This is a genomic window from Pseudomonas sp. NPDC078700, from assembly GCF_044542375.1.
Lineage (GTDB): Bacteria > Pseudomonadota > Gammaproteobacteria > Pseudomonadales > Pseudomonadaceae > Aquipseudomonas.
This window is the reverse complement of record NZ_JBITUI010000001.1, coordinates 379270-399583: the sequence shown is the minus strand read 5'-3', so window position 1 is coordinate 399583 and position 20314 is coordinate 379270. Positions and strand designations below refer to the sequence as shown.

The window sequence follows — 20314 nt, the reverse complement described above, 5'->3', positions numbered from 1 at the left end:
TTAAGGAACCCCGCTTCGTGCGGGGTTTTTTATTCCTGCAGTCTTAGTGAGTCTATGGCGCTTCAGCGGGCTGGCAGACGCCGTTAACCCCTTTGTTGCCGGTGTAGCTGACATCAATGCTGTTATCGGGGGTGCGCGATATCGAAATCGTAACGCCCCCACCCTTGGCTTCGAAGTAGTTGTCATTGAATGTTTTCAGTACCGCCTCTTTGCCGTTTATATAAACCGAGCCGCCTTGGTTCACATGGACTTCAATTGCGCCGGGGCAACTGTAGTTGAGTCCAGGGATTGAAGCTTGAGCAACCGCTGAGAGCGTTAATGAGGTCAATATAGCTATGGGCAACTTCATATGCAGACCTGTTGCTCGGGGTAAATAGGGCGCCTATGCGTTTGAGCTCAACGTGCTTAGGTAAGCTGCAACGTTGGGTGCGCCGGCGATCAGCAGGCCTTCGCCGAGTGCGGTGGCTTCAGGCGATTGCTTGGGGAGCAGAAGAATCTCGGTCGCGCCAGATCGGCCACTGAAGGCGAGTCGTGAATAGGGCATTTCGAGCAACAGCGCCATAAAGGCTGGATCACTCCAGGCCGCAGCGGGCATCGCCAGCGTATGATAATGCTGGTTCAGTTCGCTCACGCCTTCGCTGCTGAGTCGATAGCTTGTCATATGCGCAGGAAGATTGACTTCCAGTTCGCGGCGTCTGGCATAGGCAATAGCGCTGGCAAATGCGTCACCATTGGTGTCGTCGGCCCAGAATATGCGGTCACCCTGCCAACTGGCTTGCTGCAGATTGATAGTTTCGCCCGCGAGGAAGCGCGGCAGCGCGAGGCTGATGGTTTTGACGAAGTCTTTGTAGCTAATGATGCGCGCTTGGCGGCAGTAATCAGTGCCAGCTAACTCTTCGAAGCTTTTTAGCAGGGCGTGTTTAGGCGGGCAGTTCGCAAGGCCATCGACCATGCGCAGGTCGAATCCACTTAGGGATTGCTGGTCGACTTTAACCACCTTGAGTAACATGGATCGAGCATGGGCTTTGTCTTCTTGCACAGGGCCCGACAGGGCGCTTCTAGGCAGGTCGAGCAGGTAATGCCATGGAATACCTTGCTCCCAGCTGATTGTGTACTCGCGCTTGGGGATATCACTAAAAGGAAGTTTTAAGCCACTGGCACGCTCAAGAATTTGTCGTGGCCCACGGCCGATCAAGCCCAATCGCTGAGCGAGGGCTGTGAAGCGAGAGCTGATCGTGCCGGTTGGGTCGTGCGGGCTCATAGCCAATTACATACTCTGTGTGCGCCAAAGCCAGTGTGGCAGACTGGCAAGCATGCTGCACAGGGTTTGCAGCCTAAAATTTTCGCTTTTATTTGCTGCTCAAGTGCGCATCGCTGCGTGGGTGTCAAAACCATCAGAAGGAGCCTCCATGCCTAGCTTGCTACTGGATATTGCATTATCCAGGCAATCGCTGCAGTTGTATTACCAAGGTGATGCGAGCCGTTTGGTGCTGATCAGCCGTGAGGGGCGAAGCGTAAATCTGCCGATTCACCACTTGCGCCCCTTTGTTACGCACTTGGGGGTTAATGGTGTATTTGAAATCGAATTCAATGAACTCGGCAAGTTACTCAGTTTACGTCGTTTGAGCTGACTGCCCCAGTCTGCTGGTCTCGGGCACGCAGCCAGGGCCATAGGTTTTTGGGTCGCTAGCTGTGCATATGGCCTGTATAATCACTGCCTTTCAAACTCTGACCAATCGAGCTGAGCCTGCCCATGTATAACTTGGCCCGCGAGCTGCTGTTTAAGCTGTCCGCTGAAACCTCCCATGAACTGTCTATCGACCTGATCGGTTCAGGCGGCCGCTTGGGTCTCAATGGCCTGGTGACCAAGGCACCCACTAGCTTGCCGGTCAATGTGATGGGGCTGCAGTTTGCCAACCCGGTCGGGTTGGCTGCCGGGCTGGATAAAAATGGCGATGCTATTGATGGCTTCGCCCAGCTGGGTTTTGGTTTTGTTGAGATTGGCACTGTGACGCCGCGTCCACAGCCGGGCAATCCAAAGCCGCGTTTGTTTCGTCTGCCAAAGGCTGAAGGGATCATCAATCGCATGGGCTTCAACAACCATGGCGTTGATCACCTGCTGGCTCGCGTGCAGGCCGCTAAGTATAAAGGCGTCCTTGGCATCAATATCGGCAAGAACTTTGATACCCCGGTTGAGCGCGCGGTTGATGATTATCTAATCTGTTTGGATAAGGTTTACCGCCACGCCAGTTACGTCACCGTGAATGTCAGCTCGCCTAATACACCTGGTTTACGCAGTTTACAGTTCGGTGACTCGCTCAAGCAGTTGCTTGAAGCCTTGCGCCAGCGTCAGGAAGACTTGGCCCAAGTCCATGGCATGCGCGTGCCACTGGCGATCAAAATCGCCCCAGACATGACCGATGAAGAAACCATAGAGGTGGCCAAGGCACTGATTGAGACAGGCATGGATGCGGTTATCGCAACCAACACCACACTTTCACGTGAGGGTGTTAAAGGCCTTGAACATGCTGATGAGATGGGCGGCCTGTCTGGCGCGCCGGTCCGCGAACAAAGCACGCATATCGTTAAGGTGCTGGCGAGTGAGTTGGCAGGTCGTTTGCCGATTATTGCCGTTGGTGGCATCACCGAAGGCAAGCATGCTGCTGAAAAAATAGCGGCGGGTGCCAGCTTGGTACAAATTTACTCTGGCTTTATTTACAAAGGCCCGGCATTGATTCGCGAGGCAGTGGATGCAATTGCAGGCCTGCCGAAAAAAGTCTGAAGCATTAAAAAGGGCTCCCTGAAGGAGCCCTTTGGGCATTGCCCGCCACCCGATTAGGGTGTGCTTGTGTGAGTCGGTTATGTCCTGGCGTTAACCAACCGCATGAAGTTCGTTGAGTCGATGGATACCGGCAGTGCCTGTTAAACCGTCCCAGTTGTCTCCGCGGCCCTCTCGCCAGCCGTTTAACCAAGCTTGGCGAACTGATGCAAGGGTGAATGGACAGAGCTCTCGTGATTTACCATGAATACCGTATTGATAGCCGCGTAAAAAAGCTTTTTCTAAAGGATCACGCTTAAGTCTTCTCATAGGGTGTTGCCCTCACTTGTTGACTGTTATGTCCTGAAGATCTCATGGTGAGATCAGGCAGAAATGGTCTGCCGATGGAGTCCGCTGCCGGCGTCGCGAGCCTCCTGTGTTGTCGCCGTTGCGGCGATAACCTAGGTAGATTTCTAACCAATGCATGAAGCCATGTGAATGATCGTTTTGTCATAAGGGCGTAACAGTTTTGATGGTATGGCCATAAGGCTTATCGGCCAAACCATTTATGTGTTGACTCAGCACAGGCCGTACGGGGCTTTGCTGATGCTTTACTGGTAATTTGCCATCGCGAACTAATCTCGATTGCAGTTGTTATCTATTCCGACGAAGGGTCGCGCTGAGACTTTTTGTCACTTATTTTGGTTGTGCATATTTACTTGCCTGCCACTAACGGCGTTAGCCACTGGAAATTCTCATGTCGGATCGTTACGAACTCTTCCTCACATGCCCAAAAGGTCTTGAAGGGTTGCTCCTTGAAGAGGCCAGCACACTGGGCCTCGAAGAGGCGCGTGAACATACGTCTGCGGTGCGCGGTTTTGCTCAAATTGAGACGGCATACCGTTTGTGCTTGTGGTCTCGGTTGGCTAACCGGGTGTTGCTGGTGCTTAAGCGCTTTCCCGTCAAAGATGCCCAAAGCATGTACGAAGGCGTGCTTGAGGTTGACTGGTACGAGCACATGGAGCCCAGCGGCTCACTGGCAGTGGAGTTCAGTGGCAATGGTTCAGGCATCGATAACACCCACTTTGGCGCACTCAAGGTCAAGGATGCGATTGTCGACAAGCTGCGCCAAAAAGACGGTACACGTCCGTCGGTTGATAAGCTCAATCCTGATCTGCGTATTCACCTGCGTCTTGATCGCGGCGAAGCCATTTTGTCGCTTGATCTGTCGGGCCACAGCTTGCATCAGCGCGGTTATCGTCTGCAGCAAGGTGCTGCGCCGCTCAAGGAAAACCTTGCCGCAGCGGTGTTGATCCGTGCGGGTTGGCCGCGCATTGCCGCCGAAGGCGGTGCCCTCGCTGACCCAATGTGCGGTGTGGGTACTTTCCTCGTTGAAGCGGCGATGATGGCGGCCGATGTGGCACCCAACCTGACTCGCGAGCAATGGGGTTTTAGCCAGTGGCTGGGCCACGTGCCGGCTATCTGGAAGAAATTGCAGGCTGAAGCGCAAGAGCGCGCGGACATTGGGATGGCCAAGCCGCCCCTGTGGATTCGTGGTTACGAGGCCGATCCGCGTTTGATTCAGCCAGCCAAGAACAACATCGATCGTGCGGGTTTAAGCCACTGGATCAAGGTTTATCAAGGCGAAGTAGCGACATTCGAGCCGCGTCCTGATCAAAATCAGAAAGGTTTGGTCATCTGCAACCCACCTTATGGCGAGCGTCTGGGTGACGAAGCCAGCTTGCTGTATCTCTATCAGAATCTCGGCGAGCGTTTGCGCCAAGCCTGTATGGGCTGGGAAGCAGCGGTATTCACCGGCGCGCCTGATCTGGGCAAGCGCATGGGTATTCGCAGCCACAAGCAATATGCATTCTGGAACGGCGCATTGCCCTGCAAGTTGTTGCTGATCAAAGTGCAACCCGAGCAGTTTGTCACTGGGGAGCGACGCACCCCTGAGCAGCGCGAACGCGAGCGTGAGCAAAACGAATTGGCCAGCAGTGCTGCGCCTGTGCAGAGCGCCAAGGCCGCGACCCCGGCACCGGCTCCTGTAGAACAGGCACGTTTAAGCGAGGGCGGGCAGATGTTTGCTAACCGCCTGCAGAAGAACCTCAAGCAACAGGGTAAGTGGGCGCGCAAGGAAGGTGTTGAGTGCTATCGCTTGTACGATGCAGATATGCCTGAGTACGCGCTGGCCGTCGATATCTATGGTGATTGGGTGCATGTGCAGGAATATGCTGCGCCGCGTTCTATCGACCCTGAGAAGGCTCAGGCGCGACTCTTTGATGCTTTGGCCGCGATCCCGCAGGCACTGAACGTCGACAAGAGCAAGGTCATCATCAAGCGCCGTGAGCGTCAGAGCGGCACCAAACAGTACCAGCGTCAGAATGCTCAAGGTCAGTTTATGGAAGTGATCGAGGGCGACGTCAAGCTGTTGGTTAACCTGACAGATTATCTGGACACCGGTTTGTTTCTTGATCACCGGCCATTGCGATTGCGCATTCAGCGTGAGGCGGCCGGCAAGCGTTTCCTGAACCTGTATTGCTACACCGCAACGGCGTCAGTGCATGCTGCCAAAGGTGGCGCACGCAGCACCACCAGCGTTGATTTGTCGAAGACTTATCTGGATTGGGCGCGGCGCAACCTGTCGCTCAACGGTTTCTCTGACAAGAACAAGTTGGAGCAGGGCGATGTCATGGCCTGGCTGGAGGAAGATCGCAATGAATATGAGCTGATCTTTATTGATCCGCCGACATTCTCCAACTCCAAGCGCATGGAAGGCATTTTTGATATTCAGCGCGATCATGTAGCCTTGCTGGATTTGGCCATGGCCCGTTTGGCCAGCGGTGGCGTGCTGTATTTCTCCAATAACTTCCGTAAGTTCGTCCTCGATGAGACGCTGACTGCACGCTACAACGTTGAAGAAATAACCGCCTCGACCCTGGATCCGGACTTTGCTCGCAATAGCAAGATCCACCGGGCCTGGCGCATTACGGCACGCGGCTAAAGTAAGCCTGATCACCGGCTGAGCCACTGCGAGGCCGGTTAAGCAAAAACGCCGCAAATAACCTGGTTATTTGCGGCGTTTTTGCTCGCTGACATCAGCGTCAGCGAGCCTTGGGTTTAGATCTGCTTAGCGCCCTGGCTGCTTTTGCAACTCAAGCAAGACACGGTCGAGCACCGATGAGGCGCCCCAGGGTTTTGGATCATTGATGATCGCCACCACTGCCCAGGTTTTACCTTTGTTGTCGCGGCTGAAGCCCGCAATTGCGCGTACGTTGTTCAAGGTGCCGGTCTTGATGTGCGCTTGCCCGGCCATCGGCGTATTACGCAGGCGCTTGCGCATGGTTCCGTCTGTGCCTGCCAGTGGCATTGAACTGATGAACTCAGCGGCATAAGGGCTATTCCAGGCGGCTTGTAAAATGCTCGCCATTTCACGGGCGCTCACGCGCTCAGCTCGGGACAATCCGGAGCCGTTCTCCATCACCAACTGTGACGCGGTGATGCCTTTGCGGGCGAGCCAGGCACGGATCACCCGCTGCGCAGCTTTGGCATCATCAGGGTCAGCGCTGGTGCGAAATTTAGCGCCAATGCTCAGGAACAACTGGCGAGCCATGGTGTTGTTACTGTACTTGTTGATATCACGGATGATCTCTGCAAGATCAGGCGAGTAGGCTCGGCTCAGCAGTCGGGCTTTGCTGGGTACCGGCCCTTGGCGGTCCACGCCATCAATGCTGCCGCCGAGCTCCTTCCACAGTGCCCGTACTGTTCCGGCTGCATAGTTGGGTTGGTCGAGCAGTGAGATGTAGCTTTGGGTGGTGCAGCCGTCAGCCAACTTGCCGGTGGCGGTTACCGTGAAGCCTGTTGCGTTTGGGGTGGGGATGAAGTGAATGCCATCGCGCCATGACGGGCACTTGCCGGACTTGAGGGCGGTAACGCGGTTTTCTACTCGCACATTAGCAATCGGCGGTTCAGTGGTGATCTGCACCCGGCCGCTTTCAGAATGGGCGATGAAGCGCAGTGCTTTGAAATTGATTAGCAGCGCATCTGGTGCCACCAGGTAGGGCTTGTAGCTATTGCCTGAATCATCGTTGAACTGTGGCAGTTGCGGCTGAATGAAATAGCTGCGGTCCAGTACCAGGTCGCCGGTAATGTGGGTGACGCCATTGGCCCGGAGATCACGCAGAAGCAGCCACAGCTTCTCCATGTTCATCTTCGGGTCACCGCCGCCTTTGAAATATAAATTGCCCTTGAGCACGCCGTTGCTCAAGGTGCCGTCTGTGTAAAAACTGGTTGCCCATTGGTAATTGGGGCCGAGCAGTTCCAAGGCAGCAAAGGTCGTGATCAACTTCATGGTTGAGGCAGGATTGACCGAGACGTCAGCGTTGTAATAAGTGGTGTTGCCTGGGCCATTTAGCGGAATGGTGACTAATGAAAGTGACTTTGTACTGACTTTGTTGGTTTTCAGCGCCTGTTCAACTTTGGCTGGAATAGTGGCGTTGACGGCGGCATAGAGTGGTAAAGAAAGAGGTAATAACAAACTGACAATGGCTAACTGGCGCAGTTGTTTGATCATGATTTACGCCCCCTGGGCGTAGCTTGAATGGTGGCTTTTTATGTGCGATAGAGCGCTAGGGTCTATGTTTCATGCATGACACATTATGCCGCATGCTTGGGTTTGTGCGAAATGTGTGATCGAGTCAGCACACGAATATAATGGTTTAAGGTAAGCCTAGTATTCAATGCGCTGCAGAGTTTCGGGCATAAATGGCCTGAAACTGCTAAAATGCGCGGCGATATCACTTTTGAGGATTGTTTCATGGCTACTAATCGTTCCCGCCGCCTGCGCAAAAAACTCTGCGTAGATGAATTTCAGGAGCTGGGTTTTGAGCTCAACCTGAACTTGAAAGACGATTTGACCGAAGAAGTCATTGACGCTTTCCTCGATCAGTTTCTTAGCCAGGCAATGGAAGCTAATGGGCTTGGTTATGTTGGCGGCGATGACTACGGTCTGGTTTGCCTTGATGAGCGTGGCTCAGTCAGTGAAGAGCAGCGTGCCAAGGTTGAAGCATGGCTGAAAGGCCGTGATGAGCTGACTGATTTCAGCGTCAGCCCACTGCTCGACGTATGGTACCCGGAAACCCCAATCAACAAGGCCTAATGCCCTTTAGCTAATCACGCGCAATGCGTGGTCAGCCGTTGATTGCGGTACGTGTCAGTTAGACGGCCTCCCGGCCGTTTAACTGAAGCGCCTAAACAGCAATGCCAGCTTTAGTCAGTACCTGTACTTCATCCACCTCATCGATTTGCTCAGGCAGCATAAAGCGCTCGGCATAGCGTTTGTATATCTGACTGTGGATAAACAGGCCGAATAAGTCGGGATCGATATGAGCCCCTTTGCACATGCCAGCCATGATGCCCACTGCCTCTGACAGGGATTTGCCTTTTTTGTAGGGGCGGTCGACGGCAGTCAGTGCTTCAAAAATATCTGCAATGGCCATCATTCTTGCCGGAAGGCTCATCTCTTCACGACGCAAACGTTTGGGGTAGCCGCTACCGTCCATTTTTTCGTGATGCCCGCCAGCGATTTCTGCGACGTTTTTCAGGTGGCTTGGGAAAGGCAGGTGGTCAAGCATGAGAATGGTTTGGACGATATGGTGGTTGATGATGTAGCGCTCTTCAGCCGTCAAGGTGCCGCGGGTAATGCTCAGGTTGTGGAGTTCGCCACGGTTGAACTTGTAGTGCGGTACTTCCAGCTTGAAGCCCCAGCGATTGTCTGGCGCGATCAATTCACTGGCCGCACGCTCGACCAAGTGCTGGGGTTGGTCCGCAAGCAAGTTCTCCATCACCGGCAACTCTGGCGCAGGGCTGCTTTGCATGCGCTTGGCTTCTTCCCATGAGAGGCCGAGGCGGTTGTCCAAGGTACGCAACCATTGACGCTCGCCGATGCGTTGCAGGCGCTCAATATCGGCTTCGGCCATTGCTTCGCCACCTAGGTTGGTGCGAGCGACAAAGTCAAAGTCATCATCAAGTTCAGCCAGCAATCGGTCGCGAATGGCTATCAGGGCGTTATCGTCACCGCCCTGTGCACGTGCTTGCCAATAGTTGATCCATGCATCGCGCTTGAGAATCTCGAATCGGGTTCGGATTTCATGGATGCGGTCGTAAAGGGTTTCCAGTTTGGTGGCTTTATCAACCACATACTCGGGGGTGGTAACTTTACCGCAGTCATGTAGCCAGGCAGCAATATGCAGGGCTTCCCATTCGTCTTCGTTGGGCTGGTAATCGCGAAATGCCGGTGCTTTGTTTTTGGCTGCAGCTTTAGCCAGCATCATGGTGAGTTCTGGCACACGTTGGCAGTGGCCGCCCGTATAAGGGCTCTTGGCGTCGATTGCCCCGGCTATGAGTTGAATAAAGGCATCGAGCAGTTGTTTTTGTCGGTTTAACAGGCGTTGGCTTTCAATGCACAGCGCAGCAACGCCCGAGACGGCTTCGACAAACGCCACACGGGCAGGACTTTGGAAGGGCGTATCTGCTTCGGTGCCGCTGTCCTTATGCAGCAGTACCAATACGCCTACTGTATCGCCCTGACGATTATGCAGTCCGGTAGCAACCATGTGCGCCCGTGGCGAGTTCATGGCGTGTAGCAGGTTTTGGTAATCACCCGCTTGGTCAAAGCCGATCGAGGCAATGCTGCTGGCACCGCCATTGACCGGTCGTTTGAGCCACACTGGCATCGCCCCATCGTCGATTGCAAAGCTATTGATTTGCAGATCTTCAAGGGTCACGGCTGGGCCATCCAGGTACAAGCCCTTGGCTTCGAGGCGCTGACCGTCGGCGTCGAGTAGGTAGATTAAGCCTGCATGGGCCTGGCTGATTCCCGCAGTTTCTTCAAGTACGCGCTCCAGCAGGGATTCAAAACGGGTTTCAGCCGAGAGGCTGGCAGTGATTTCAAGAAAGCTGAAAATGGTTTCTTTCATCCGGGCCATGGCCACGGCCAGTAGATCGATTTCGAGTACGGGCGAGCTGCCGCTGGCCGGGTATTTAAAGTCGAAACGGCGGATCGCTTCTGCATCATTTACCAATCCGCGTAGTGGTTTGACCAGTAAGCGTGAAAGTGCCCAGCCGAGCGGGATGCACAGCAACAGTATCCCCAGGGTGATCACTGCGCTGATCCAGCGCATTCTATAGGCGTCGGCCAAGAGTTCATCTTCGGGTGCCAAAATGGCTAAGCGAAGACCCTTGGGGCCCCCCATATCCAGTTTGATTTGCGAGACCAACCAGCTGCGGTCGTTGAGTGCAATGGTCCCCTTGAGTAAGCCGTCGGGGTCTTTCTTGCTGAGTTGAGCCAGCAGTGGACTGAGCTCTGCAACATTGGCCAAGTGGGCATTGTCATGGCCGATGATGAGTTTTGTGATGTCTGGATAAGCCACCGCCGAGCCGTCGGGGCTGTATAGAGCAACTTCGGTTGATGGCGTTATCTTGTGGTTGGCTAAGGTTTGCGAAAGGTCAGCCAAGGTGATGTCAGCGCCGAGCACGCTGCGCTTCATGCTGGCTCGCGAAACGGTGGTGCCTACATCGCCAGATGAGAAAAACACATAAGGTTCGGTGGTATACAGCGCAGTGCTGTTGATTGCTTCTTCGAACCATTGGCGAGTACGTGCATCGTAGGATTCGTCGGTAATAGGGCTGCTGCCCAGGTAATTAAGCTTGGCATCGTAGTAGAGGTGTTCGGCCTTGGTTGTATCGCCGGTATTGCGCTCAATACTCCAGACTTGGAATGCGGCATTGGCTGGCGCATTAAATGTTTTCTTGAGTTTCTCAGTGCGCAGCGGGCGCACCATGAAGAAGTCGCCGTCGGTATAACCTAAGTAGAGTGATGCCAGTTTTGGGTGATCACGCAGGGCTTGTGCAAAGACTGGCAACATCGACAGGCGTGAGTCTCGCGTCTCACCCATGTTGCGCTCATCAAGCGCGAGTAAGTTGAGTAGGTTGTCGACAGGGAGGTAGGTTTCTTTGAGGTCGCGATTAACTTGGTCGCTAATACGCTCGAACAATTGATGACTGCTGGAAAGAATAATTCGGCTGGTTTGCTGGTAGTTAAAAATGCCCAGCACAATCCCGGTACTGAGCAGTAACAAGGTAAATAAGAAACTGATGTGGACGTGGAGTGGAAAGCGTCTATTTCCGGTTAGTTCACTGACGGTCATGCAGAGTTGCTCCCTTAACTGCAATGATGGCAGATTGAAAGCATAGTGAACTATCGTCTATGCGCTAATAGATTCTGTAGTTATTTATCAAGACTTTCGCAAATGTGCTGCAGTCTTGTTTTTCACCTTCATAAGGCCTTGGTTCAGGCTGTAAATCAGGATAGCCACGCCTAGCGAAATAGCCACTCCAAACAAGCTATTGAACAGCCGTTGCGGGGCCAGTTGCCAGTCCAGCGACAGGCTTTCAACCAGCACCATAAAGCAGACCAGAAGTTGCAGCACATACAGCCCATAGTGGTGAGCTTGGAACGTCCGGCAGATAAAAATTAAGGATAATGTCCCTCCGACCATAACCACCGGGTCTTGCAGGCTGTAGCCGATGGCAATCATCACCGCTGCGAGCGCCAGGCTGATCATATGCGGTATCAACAAGCGCTTGAAGCTGCTTGATAACTCAAGGGGCAAGGTGCCAATAACGATCATGGTCAACCAGTAGCCATGGGGCAGATTTTCCAGGCTAACCAGCAAACCTGCGAGACCAAAGGCGAGTGTGCAGCGCAGGGCATGCAGGCGCCAGCGTTGTTCTGGCAGGCGCTTGGCGTAGCGTTTGAGTACCTTGAAAATACTCACCACACGTGGTGCTTGTGGCCACATGCGTAAACCATGCACCCCACGCAGGCCAAAGGCGAGGAGGGTGACCCACAGACCGCCAAGAATAAATAACATGGCGATTGCATAGGGATTGCTTAGGTGGCTGCCCGCGGTTTCACCTTGGCCCAGGCACATGCACACAGCCAGGCCCGCTCCGAGTTTTCCTGCTTCAGTGCCGAAGCGCTGTAACCAAGCCAGGATGAAACCAAATGCGGCAAACATGGCAAAACTGAGCCCAGGATAAGCCGCTGCCCAAAATCCCCAGCCAGCACAGAGCGCTCCCAGGAAAATGATCAACAGCATGCGCAACATACCCAAGCGGTGAAGCGGGTTGATTTGCGCCGCCTGAAAGGCTCCCGCGGATGCCCACAAGAATCCGGGATGGGCGCTAAATAACCCCAGTAACAGAGGCAGTGCACAGCCAATCCCTGCGATTATCGCAGGCCCTATGGTGGGTGGCCCTGTAAGCCTCAGGTAGGCTGATCTGTGTTGATTATCCATGCATTACACCGGGCTTGAGCGACCCGTCATCTCACGGGCCATTTCAGTAGCATAGCTGTCAGTCATGCCGCCGATAAAGTCGATCATGCGTAAAAAGGATAGATACAGCGGTCCATTCGGGTCAGGTGCGTTGTTGCCAAGCAAATCGAGGATGCGTCGATGCTTGAATGAGGGTGTGCGTCCTCCGTGTTGTTCCAGAGCCGCACCACAAAAGGCATTGAGCAGGATTTCGAGTGTGGTGTAAGCGCCGATTTCATGCAGGGTTTTGCGTTTGTCCTGAAAGATTTTTTTGCGCGCCATGTTTTTTGCACTCTGCACGCAGCGTTTGGCCGGACCATGCATATGCTCGACAAGGTCGCCCTGCAAGGTGCCCGCAAGTAGTGCGTCATGTTGTTCCACAAAGGCATGTGCGGCGGCATTTGTAAGGTGTTCGATAGCTTTGCCACGCAGAATCGCTAATTTGCGCCGACGTGAGTCGTTTGGGCCAAGTTGTCGGTAAGTCTGCGGTAGGTCATCGCCAACCAGATCAAGTAACACCGCTTCAACTTCGCTGTATTCAAGCAACTCCATTTCCAGGCCATCTTCAAGGTCAATCAAGCCATAGCAGATGTCATCTGCAGCTTCCATCAGATACACCAGTGGATGACGCGCCCAACGTTGCTCTTCAAGTTGTGGTAGCCCGAGTTTGCTGGCGATTTGTTCGAGTATTGGCAATTCGCTCTGGTAGCAGCCGAACTTATGTTTCTTGTAGCCCTGCGCTTCGGCGTGTCGTGCCGTCCACGGGTACTTCAAATAAGTACCCAGGGTTGCATAGGTCAGTCGGGTACCGCCGTCGAACTGATGGTATTCGAGCTGGGTGAGCACCCTGAAACCTTGCGCATTGCCTTCAAAGCTCAGGAAGTCGCTGCGCTCTACCTCACTCATTGAGTCAAGCCAACCGCGTCCTGCTGCTTGTTGAAACCAATGACGAATGGCGTCTTCACCCGAGTGCCCAAACGGCGGGTTACCGATGTCATGCGCCAAGCAGGCGGATTGAACGACCATGCCTAAATCGCTGGGCTCGCACCAGTCCGGCAATTTGTCGCGGATCATCTCTGCCACCCGCATCCCCAAGGAACGGCCAACACAGCTGACTTCCAGTGAGTGGGTCAGGCGTGTGTGAATATGATCGTTGCTGGAAACCGGATGGACCTGGGTTTTTCGACCAAGACGGCGAAACGCGCCTGAAAAAATAATTCGATCGTGATCTTTATGGAACGGGCTGCGGCCCAGCTCTTCAGCGCTGTGGGAAGGTTTTCCCAGTCGCTCGCGATTTAAAAGTGTCTGCCAGTCCAAGGCTGCTCCTCGCCGTTACGTGGCTAATATCCCTAGCTTCAGGGTTAGAGCGCCCGCCTGCAAGGGGGGAGGTGGAGAAAGTACTGCCTAACTGCTCATCTAAAAGCCAGCGGCATCTATGTCGACCAGAATGAGCAGGTTGTTATCGACAAATTTACCTGCCGTTAAACAGTATTGGTTGCTGGTGGCGTCGCGGTAGGTTGACGAAACAATCAGACGGCGCTCATCCCAGCCTTCGGCCAGGAGCTGGTAGAAATAGGGCCGCCACGACCAGTTGTGGCCGACGTATCGATCGTCGATCTGCCAACCTGCATTACGCCACTCATGGTTAGGTGACAGTTGTGTGCCTTGGCTGTCGCAGATAAATACGCGCAATAACCACGGGTAAGCATCGGGCGCAGGCAATTGCTCAGGGCGTGCGCCTTTGTGGGCCCATTCGTTGAGTTCTTTCATCAGTAAGGCGAGCTGTTCACGCAGTTGCATGAGTTGTGCCCGCTCATGCAATTTCTGTTTAACGTAGTGATTGCGCAGTTGCGCAAAACGCTCGACAAACGCATCGGTGGCAAAGAACTCTACCTCTGGCTTGGCAAACAAATAGCCTTGAACGTAACGCGCCCCGCACTCCAGTGCGAAGTTGAGCTCGGCCTCGGTTTCAACGCCCTCCGCGATGATCCAGCACCCCGTACGTTCAGCCATTTGAGCCAGCGCCTTCACAATTTGCTCGCTTGGGCCGCCGCGTGCAGCGGCTTTGAACAAGCGCATGTCCAACTTGAGAATATCGGGCTGCAAAGCCAGTACTCGGTCAAGTTGTGAATAGCCAGCGCCAAAGTCATCAATCGCAACCCGTGCGCCCGCTTTTCGGTAAGCCGCTACCACAGCGGGTAAGCGTTGACTGGCACCGCCTAATTCGGTGATTTCAAAAACCACACGCTCAGCTGCAATGCCGCTGTGACGCACTTGTTTGAGGCTGGGCAGGGGTTGGCCAATGCGCAGACGGCTTACCCAGCGTGGCGAGATATTCAGGCTTAAAAACCATTCGGCAGGTGCTTGATGGAAGCGCTCCAGGGCTTGTTGGCGGATGGTACGGTCAAGCCTGCGCAAGCCGGGGAGAGGTGTCTTCGGGTCGCTGAAAAGTGGGCCAGCTGAGTGCAGCTGTCCGTTGCTGTCACGCAACCGTGCAAGCGCCTCAACACCTGCAATCTGCCCAGTGGCAGTATCGATAAAGGGTTGAAACACAACAGTTGGTTGGCCGTCGAACACGCAGGCATCCTTAGTTAAGAGACTTAACAATAATGCCGCGAGCGTTTAGCTGATAAAATAATCGGGCACCCAGGAGTTAAAGCAAGAACGTGGCCAACCCTGGACAACATGGCTATCAGGGTTTTCAGCGTTTGATGGGGCTGGTCATCGGGGGTTCGCGCTTAGGGGGCGTGCGGCGCAGTAGGGGAAGGGTGATCAGCGCGATTCTGATCCAGCGTTGCCAGTTGCTTTTTTTCAAGCCCAAGCCCGCCAGCAGTATTGCACCGCCAGTAATCCACATGGATGCGCCGCCACCACTTAACTGGCTTCCAACGCTTTTGGCTTTACGCAGAGGTTCTAACATCACCAGCGTTTCGTGGCGTAACTCTTGGCGATGCATTTCCAAGCGCATGCGCAACATGGCTTTACGCAACTCGCGTCGCGAAGGATTAATGGGCAGTTGCGGCAATTCAGTTGGCTTCATGGCATCAATTGCTCACGGTCTCTTGCAAGCTCTTCAAGGCTTGCACTAAAAGGACCCGGGACATTGCGCAGATAATTGATTAGCGTCACCAGGCTGACGATGAGCGCCACAGAATAAAAGACACACAAGCCAATGATGACTGGGATGCGGTAGTCATCCCAGAAGCAGATCAGCAGTGCGGCTGATAATCCTATTACCAGCAGTAAGCCAAAAACCAAACTCAAGCTGGTCAGCAGCAGAAGGCGAACTGCATGGGTCTGCTGCTCCTTGAGCTCCTCTCCAAACAGGGCAATATGACCGTGCAGGAGCCCAAGCAGGGCTCCTGCAAATCTGCGAGGTGAGGGACTATTCCCGGAACCGGGCTGTGGTCTGGCTTCCATGTATGACTGAGTCCGTTAGCGTTTGGTTATCAACATGCCCAGTAGCATACCAACACCTGCAGCAATACTAATAGACTGCCAAGGGTGAGTTTGGACATAACCTTCTGTGGCATCTACAGCTGCTTTACCTCGCTCAATCACAGCCTCTTCGGCTGAGACCAGGGTTGAGCGTGCACGGCTCAAGCTGTTGCGGATTTGATCGCGCAGTTCTTCGCCTTGATCACCGGCAAGACCCGCAGATTGTTGAAGCAGGTTCTCGGTGTCACGCACCAGTGCTTGAAACTCGCTGAGCAGTTCATCTTGATTCGACGCGGATGATTTTTTACGTGCCATTTCAACTCTCCTTGATGTTTAGAACGCCTGTGTACTTCGAGTGACATTTATTAGAAGGGTTCAATCTGATATCACGGGACTCCAACATCCTGTGCTTGGTACAGCGCTTGCATCCATGTGGTGCAAGTCTTTGTGTCTGTGCGCTTAGTTGGGGCTTTAATGCCGCTCTGTTAAGTGCTTTGGTGCAAAGCTAAACCATTAATAAATAACGACTAAGTTCAGTTTTACTAAATTCGGGCAGCACCCAATTAGAGCGTTTGCCAAGGTGAGTGTGTTTGGCAGGTGGGTTTCAGTGCTGATTGTTGGTGCGTGCATTGATAAAAAGATCCGAATTGGTGCTCTTAGTCCATGTGCGGAGTGTCACTTGCCGATGGAAAACATCAACAGTGCTGTAGAAACGCTGATTCATGGTTCCAACACCCTGTTTATTTTGTTGGGTGCTGTGATGGTTTTAGCCATGCATGCCGGGTTTGCCTTTCTAGAGGTGGGCACGGTACGCCAGAAAAACCAAGTCAATGCGCTATCGAAGATCCTTTCAGACTTTGCGGTTTCTGCATTGGCCTATTTCTTTATAGGTTATTGGATCGCCTATGGTGTGACATTTTTTCAGCCCGCCGAAGTACTGACTGAAGGCAATGGCTACGCCTTGGTTAAATTCTTCTTTCTCTTAACCTTTGCTGCGGCAATCCCGGCAATTATTTCCGGTGGTATCGCGGAGCGGGCAAGGTTCGGGCCGCAACTCTGTGCCACGGTGTTGATTGTTGCCTTTGTCTATCCCTTCTTTGAAGGCTTGATCTGGAATGGCAACTTTGGTTTTCAAACCTGGCTTGAGGGGCAGTTTGGGGCTCCATTTCACGACTTCGCGGGATCGGTCGTCGTGCATGCAATGGGCGGCTGGCTGGCCTTTGGTGCCGTGATTTTGTTAGGGCGTCGTGATGGGCGATATCGTGACGGTCGTTTGGTTGCTTTCGCACCGTCAAATATTCCCTTTTTGGCGTTGGGCTCGTGGATTCTGATTATCGGCTGGTTTGGCTTTAACGTGATGAGCGCTCAAACCCTCGGCAGCGTCAGTGGTTTGGTTGCAGTAAATACCTTGATGGCGCTGGTTGGCGGCACGGTTTCGGCGTTATTCGTTGGGCGTAATGACCCGGGTTTTTTGCATAACGGCCCGCTCGCTGGTTTGGTCGCGGTGTGTGCCGGTTCCGATTTGATGCACCCCGTAGGCGCTTTGGCAACAGGTGCTATTGCAGGGGCGATATTTGTCTGGGCGTTCACCGCAGCGCAGGCTAACTGGAAGATTGATGATGTGTTGGGGGTCTGGCCTTTGCATGGATTGTGCGGCGTTTGGGGCGGGATTGCGTGCGGAATATTCGGTCAGCAAGCATTAGGCGGGCTGGGCGGTGTGAGTATGTTCAGCCAGTTGGTCGGCACGGGCTTGGGCGTCGTTGTGGCGCTGCTAGGCGGCTTTCTCGTCTACGGTGTACTCAAAGCCAGCATGGGCATTCGCTTGAGTCAGGAGCAGGAATACCAGGGTGCAGATTTGTCGATTCACAAGATCGGGGCAGTGAGCCCAGATTGATAAGTACAGGCAATATAAACCCGGATTTGCCGGGTTTATATTGCCTGTCGTAGTTTATTGCAAGGCGAGGGTGTAGCTGATGATCAGACGGTTTTCATCCAGGTCGTTAGCGAAGTTGTTGCGTACAGTCGCGTTACGCCATTTGACCCCTAGGTCCTTCAGAGGGCCGTCTTGGAAGACATAGCCAATGTCGGTGTTGCGCTCCCATTCTTTGCCATCTTCATTGGTTGCTGCGCTCAACTGGTCGATATTGTCACCGCTCAAGTAGCGCGTCATGAAAGTCAGGCCAGGAATGCCCAGGCCAGCAAAGTTGTAGTCAAAGCGTGCTTGCCATGATTTCTCATCTTTGTTGGCAAAGTCGCCGATTTGCACATAGTTGACCAGAAACGGGTCAGTGCTATTGATATAGGCATAGCCGGTGTCTCCGCTCATCGACTGATAGCCGAGGCCAAAGCTGCTAGAGCCTAAGGCGTAGGTGAACATGGCACCGAATGCATTGTTGTCGACGTTGGTGTTGCCATCGTCGGTGGAGCGTGCATAGCGCAGATCGGTCTTGAAGCTTTGCTTATCTCCAATGGGTAACACGTGGATCAGGTTGACGATGTGCTGTTTATAGATTTCTTCCAGTTCACCGTAGTTGTAGCCAGTGGTGAGGTTGTCGGTCCATTTGTAGGAAATCCCGGCAAAGTTGAAATCATCGGCTTCGCTGCCGCCAAGATCAAAATTGCGTTTACCGCCGCCATTGATGCTCAAGTCTTCAAAGTTGGATGAGTCGCGCTGGTTCTGCTCTTTGATCACACCGCCATCAATGTTCAGGCCAGCAATCTCTTGCGAGTTGACATGCCCACCGAGGAAGGTCTGTGGCAACAGGCGCGAATCATTTGCCGATATGGTGGGCAGTTTGGGCGTTAAACCGCCGATCTTGCCGATCGTCTTGGAGATTCTGACTTTGGCGGTTGCGGTGGCTTCTGAGTAGTCGTCTGGTGCTTCATTTCCAAAGCTACCGGGTAGCAGGCCGGTGCCGGTACGGTCGGGTGATGAATCAAGCTTTAAGCCCAGCCCGCCATAGGCATCAAGGCCAAAGCCAACAGTCCCTTCTGTAAAGCCGGATTCGGCTTTAACGATAAATCCCTGTGCCCATTCTTCACGTTTTGATTGCTGGGCGGATGTGGTGTCACGCAAGTCACGGTTGAAGTAAAAGTTGCGGGTCTCAATGGTGGCTTTGCTGTCCTTGAAAAACTCAGCGTGGGCTACCGTCGGCAATGCGCAGCAAGCGCCTAGCGTGGCAATAGCCACAGCACGGGCAAGGGGAGTCTGAATCATTATTGTTGTCTCCTCGTGTGGGTGCGGGTGGATCTAGTATGGCGCTGTGAAATAAAGCACGAGGTTCAGGGTTTTGCTTATAGACTTTAGTATGCGGGGGTATTGTCTGAAGCTGAAGCCTTGCCAGTAGGGCATTAGCAAGCACTTAGCAGTTCGTCGGATCGTCTAAAAAGCGTGGGTAATTTGTCGTTAAAGTTTTTTCTGGCGCGGCCGTCAACACTTGATAGGTTGCTACACATATCGGTCTTTGGATGGGTGCTGAACGCAGCAACTCTCTTTGTTCGGAGGCTGGGGTTAGACAGGGTGCTAAACTGCTCGCTTCAACGTCTAAATTGAAACAGGAGTGGCTCAATGCTGCCCGAATGCCAACTGTTCGGCACCTTAGGTTGTCATCTGTGTGACGTGGCTGAAGCCCTGTTAATGCCTTTTGTTGAGCACGGTCTGCTGGTTGAGTTAGTTGATATTGCGGAAGACGAAACATGGGTCGAGCGCTACGGTTTACGCATTCCAGTGCTGCGTCGTTGTGACACTGGGGCTGAATTGAATTGGCCATTTGAAGCTGATCAAGTAGTGACCTTTCTGAGTTGATAACACAATCGCTTAACAATACTTATACGAAGGGGAGTGGTGCGGTGAGTGCAGTTTTAGGAGATTCCTTGTCGCTGCTGTTGTTTCGTCTTCACAGTGGTCGTTTATTGGGAATTAACCTGCTTAAGGTTAACGAGATTATTCCTTGCCCGGCGTTGACCAAGTTGCCTAACCGGCACCCTCATGTGCTTGGTATTGCCAGTTTGCGAGGCGCTGCATTGACCGTGATTGATCTGGCGCGAGCAATAGGTGAACGCGGTAACAACAATACTCAAGAAGGTTGCTTGATTGTCACTGAGCTAAGTCGTTCGCGTCAGGGGCTGCATGTTCAGGCTGTTGAACGCATCGTGCAGTGCTCGTCCCGTGACGTTAAGCCTCCGCCGTCAGGTTCAGGCAGCCGTGCCTTTATCACCGGTGTGACCCAGATCGATGGGGCAATAGTGCAGGTGCTCGATATTGAAAAAGTACTGCATGACATTGCCCCGGCGGAGGTGCAAGAGCTGGATGATTCGCTGATTTCAATGGCCGATCTGCAAATGCTTGAGGGGCGGCGCGTGCTGGTGGTCGATGATTCCCATGTTGCACTTCAGCAGACGGTCAATACCTTGCGCAAGCTCGGGCTTGACTGCACATCAGTGCGCAGCGCTGCGAGTGCATTCGCGGTCTTACAAGAGCAATATCAGGCGGGCCAGCCCGTTGAAGTATTGGTTTCAGATATTGAAATGCCGGAGATGGATGGCTACAGCCTGGTGCGGGAAATTCGCAATACAGCAGATATCAGCCATACCTACGTCCTGCTCCACACCTCGCTCGACAGCACCATGAACACTGAGAAAGCACGTTCTGTTGGGGCTAACGATATGTTGACCAAGTTCTCGACGGTGGACTTGAGCAAAGCGCTGGTCAGGGCTTTTCAAGCGCTGGAGTAGGCGACAA

The 20314-nt window shown here is 53.5% G+C and carries 19 protein-coding genes; 7 read left to right on the top strand and 12 right to left on the bottom strand.

Annotated features, from left to right (window positions below; translation table 11 throughout):
- Positions 1-52: 52 nt before the first annotated feature.
- Positions 53-349 (bottom strand): hypothetical protein, encoded by a 297-nt coding sequence (locus tag ACIGCM_RS01900; protein WP_397500345.1) that lies wholly within the window; start codon positions 347-349, stop codon positions 53-55.
- Between the two features lie 33 nt (positions 350-382).
- Positions 383-1261, bottom strand: coding sequence for a DUF6685 family protein (locus tag ACIGCM_RS01895; RefSeq protein ID WP_397500344.1), 879 nt, complete (start codon positions 1259-1261; stop codon positions 383-385).
- Positions 1262-1409: 148 nt separating this feature from the next.
- On the opposite strand from ACIGCM_RS01895, the gene ACIGCM_RS01890 reads away from it, so the two are divergent.
- Both ACIGCM_RS01890 and ACIGCM_RS01885 read left to right on the top strand, forming a co-directional pair.
- Positions 1410-1631 (top strand): DUF2835 domain-containing protein, encoded by a 222-nt coding sequence (locus ACIGCM_RS01890; protein WP_397500343.1) that lies wholly within the window; start codon positions 1410-1412, stop codon positions 1629-1631.
- Positions 1632-1753: 122 nt separating this feature from the next.
- Positions 1754-2782 carry a quinone-dependent dihydroorotate dehydrogenase gene (locus ACIGCM_RS01885; RefSeq protein ID WP_397500342.1) on the top strand — a complete coding sequence of 343 codons (1029 nt, stop codon included), beginning with the start codon at positions 1754-1756 and terminating at the stop codon, positions 2780-2782.
- A 90-nt stretch (positions 2783-2872) separates the two neighbouring features.
- Here ACIGCM_RS01885 and rmf read toward each other — a convergent pair whose 3' ends face one another.
- A complete protein-coding gene (rmf, locus tag ACIGCM_RS01880) occupies positions 2873-3088 on the bottom strand; it encodes a ribosome modulation factor (RefSeq protein ID WP_010483083.1) in 216 nt (71 codons plus the stop codon).
- A gap of 427 nt (positions 3089-3515) precedes the next feature.
- Between rmf and rlmKL the strand changes: the two genes are divergently transcribed.
- Positions 3516-5762, top strand: coding sequence for a bifunctional 23S rRNA (guanine(2069)-N(7))-methyltransferase RlmK/23S rRNA (guanine(2445)-N(2))-methyltransferase RlmL (rlmKL, locus tag ACIGCM_RS01875; RefSeq protein WP_397500341.1), 2247 nt, complete (start codon positions 3516-3518; stop codon positions 5760-5762).
- 126 nt (positions 5763-5888) lie between these two features.
- Here rlmKL and dacB read toward each other — a convergent pair whose 3' ends face one another.
- Complete coding sequence (gene dacB / locus ACIGCM_RS01870; RefSeq protein WP_397500340.1) at positions 5889-7331, bottom strand: D-alanyl-D-alanine carboxypeptidase/D-alanyl-D-alanine-endopeptidase; 1443 nt, start codon at positions 7329-7331, stop codon at positions 5889-5891.
- A 243-nt stretch (positions 7332-7574) separates the two neighbouring features.
- Here dacB and ACIGCM_RS01865 point away from each other — a divergent pair, with 243 nt between their 5' ends.
- Positions 7575-7916, top strand: a complete 342-nt coding sequence (locus ACIGCM_RS01865; RefSeq protein ID WP_397500339.1) for a YggL family protein — start codon at positions 7575-7577, stop codon at positions 7914-7916.
- Positions 7917-8007: 91 nt separating this feature from the next.
- On the opposite strand, the gene ACIGCM_RS01860 is transcribed toward ACIGCM_RS01865, so the two are convergent.
- The 7 genes from ACIGCM_RS01860 to ACIGCM_RS01830 all read right to left on the bottom strand — a co-directional run bounded on the left by ACIGCM_RS01860 (position 8008) and on the right by ACIGCM_RS01830 (position 15888).
- Positions 8008-10965 carry an HD domain-containing phosphohydrolase gene (locus tag ACIGCM_RS01860; protein ID WP_397500338.1) on the bottom strand — a complete coding sequence of 986 codons (2958 nt, stop codon included), beginning with the start codon at positions 10963-10965 and terminating at the stop codon, positions 8008-8010.
- An 87-nt stretch (positions 10966-11052) separates the two neighbouring features.
- The gene (locus ACIGCM_RS01855; RefSeq protein ID WP_397500337.1) at positions 11053-12117 is read right to left on the bottom strand and encodes an FUSC family protein; all 1065 of its coding nucleotides are present in this window, start codon (positions 12115-12117) and stop codon (positions 11053-11055) included.
- A gap of 3 nt (positions 12118-12120) precedes the next feature.
- Positions 12121-13452: a deoxyguanosinetriphosphate triphosphohydrolase gene (locus ACIGCM_RS01850; protein ID WP_397500336.1), complete on the bottom strand. Its 1332-nt coding sequence runs from the start codon at positions 13450-13452 to the stop codon at positions 12121-12123.
- 99 nt (positions 13453-13551) lie between these two features.
- On the bottom strand, positions 13552-14712 hold the full coding sequence (locus ACIGCM_RS01845) for an EAL domain-containing protein (RefSeq protein ID WP_397500335.1): 1161 nt from the start codon (positions 14710-14712) through the stop codon (positions 13552-13554).
- A gap of 124 nt (positions 14713-14836) precedes the next feature.
- The gene (locus ACIGCM_RS01840; RefSeq protein ID WP_397500334.1) at positions 14837-15175 is read right to left on the bottom strand and encodes a hypothetical protein; all 339 of its coding nucleotides are present in this window, start codon (positions 15173-15175) and stop codon (positions 14837-14839) included.
- On the bottom strand, positions 15172-15555 hold the full coding sequence (locus tag ACIGCM_RS01835) for a phage holin family protein (RefSeq protein WP_397500333.1): 384 nt from the start codon (positions 15553-15555) through the stop codon (positions 15172-15174). The genes ACIGCM_RS01840 and ACIGCM_RS01835 overlap by 4 nt, the downstream gene beginning before the upstream one ends.
- Before the next feature lie 15 nt (positions 15556-15570).
- Positions 15571-15888: a YqjD family protein gene (locus ACIGCM_RS01830; protein WP_397500332.1), complete on the bottom strand. Its 318-nt coding sequence runs from the start codon at positions 15886-15888 to the stop codon at positions 15571-15573.
- A gap of 370 nt (positions 15889-16258) precedes the next feature.
- Between ACIGCM_RS01830 and ACIGCM_RS01825 the strand changes: the two genes are divergently transcribed.
- The gene (locus ACIGCM_RS01825) at positions 16259-17467 is read left to right on the top strand and encodes an ammonium transporter (RefSeq protein WP_397500331.1); all 1209 of its coding nucleotides are present in this window, start codon (positions 16259-16261) and stop codon (positions 17465-17467) included.
- Between the two features lie 54 nt (positions 17468-17521).
- Here the strand turns inward: ACIGCM_RS01825 and ACIGCM_RS01820 are convergent, their stop codons facing one another.
- A complete protein-coding gene (locus ACIGCM_RS01820) occupies positions 17522-18790 on the bottom strand; it encodes an OprD family porin (RefSeq protein WP_397500330.1) in 1269 nt (422 codons plus the stop codon).
- A gap of 351 nt (positions 18791-19141) precedes the next feature.
- Here ACIGCM_RS01820 and ACIGCM_RS01815 point away from each other — a divergent pair, with 351 nt between their 5' ends.
- Positions 19142-19378 (top strand): glutaredoxin family protein, encoded by a 237-nt coding sequence (locus ACIGCM_RS01815; RefSeq protein ID WP_397500329.1) that lies wholly within the window; start codon positions 19142-19144, stop codon positions 19376-19378.
- Positions 19379-19422: 44 nt separating this feature from the next.
- On the top strand, positions 19423-20307 hold the full coding sequence (locus tag ACIGCM_RS01810; protein WP_397500328.1) for a chemotaxis protein CheV: 885 nt from the start codon (positions 19423-19425) through the stop codon (positions 20305-20307).
- Positions 20308-20314: the final 7 nt, after the last annotated feature.

Excerpts from the sequence above, each read along its gene's own strand:
- rlmKL (WP_397500341.1), top strand. The coding sequence starts at position 3,516 with ATGTCGGATCGTTACGAACTCTTCCTCACATGCCCAAAAGGTCTTGAA.
- rmf (WP_010483083.1), bottom strand. The coding sequence starts at position 3,088 with ATGAGAAGACTTAAGCGTGATCCTTTAGAAAAAGCTTTTTTACGCGGC.
- ACIGCM_RS01890 (WP_397500343.1), top strand. The coding sequence starts at position 1,410 with ATGCCTAGCTTGCTACTGGATATTGCATTATCCAGGCAATCGCTGCAG.
- ACIGCM_RS01855 (WP_397500337.1), bottom strand. The coding sequence starts at position 12,117 with ATGGATAATCAACACAGATCAGCCTACCTGAGGCTTACAGGGCCACCC.
- ACIGCM_RS01815 (WP_397500329.1), top strand. The coding sequence starts at position 19,142 with ATGCTGCCCGAATGCCAACTGTTCGGCACCTTAGGTTGTCATCTGTGT.
- dacB (WP_397500340.1), bottom strand. The coding sequence starts at position 7,331 with ATGATCAAACAACTGCGCCAGTTAGCCATTGTCAGTTTGTTATTACCT.
- ACIGCM_RS01885 (WP_397500342.1), top strand. The coding sequence starts at position 1,754 with ATGTATAACTTGGCCCGCGAGCTGCTGTTTAAGCTGTCCGCTGAAACC.
- ACIGCM_RS01840 (WP_397500334.1), bottom strand. The coding sequence starts at position 15,175 with ATGAAGCCAACTGAATTGCCGCAACTGCCCATTAATCCTTCGCGACGC.
- ACIGCM_RS01820 (WP_397500330.1), bottom strand. The coding sequence starts at position 18,790 with ATGATTCAGACTCCCCTTGCCCGTGCTGTGGCTATTGCCACGCTAGGC.
- ACIGCM_RS01865 (WP_397500339.1), top strand. The coding sequence starts at position 7,575 with ATGGCTACTAATCGTTCCCGCCGCCTGCGCAAAAAACTCTGCGTAGAT.
- ACIGCM_RS01830 (WP_397500332.1), bottom strand. The coding sequence starts at position 15,888 with ATGGCACGTAAAAAATCATCCGCGTCGAATCAAGATGAACTGCTCAGC.
- ACIGCM_RS01900 (WP_397500345.1), bottom strand. The coding sequence starts at position 349 with ATGAAGTTGCCCATAGCTATATTGACCTCATTAACGCTCTCAGCGGTT.
- ACIGCM_RS01860 (WP_397500338.1), bottom strand. The coding sequence starts at position 10,965 with ATGACCGTCAGTGAACTAACCGGAAATAGACGCTTTCCACTCCACGTC.
- ACIGCM_RS01825 (WP_397500331.1), top strand. The coding sequence starts at position 16,259 with ATGGAAAACATCAACAGTGCTGTAGAAACGCTGATTCATGGTTCCAAC.
- ACIGCM_RS01895 (WP_397500344.1), bottom strand. The coding sequence starts at position 1,261 with ATGAGCCCGCACGACCCAACCGGCACGATCAGCTCTCGCTTCACAGCC.
- ACIGCM_RS01835 (WP_397500333.1), bottom strand. The coding sequence starts at position 15,555 with ATGGAAGCCAGACCACAGCCCGGTTCCGGGAATAGTCCCTCACCTCGC.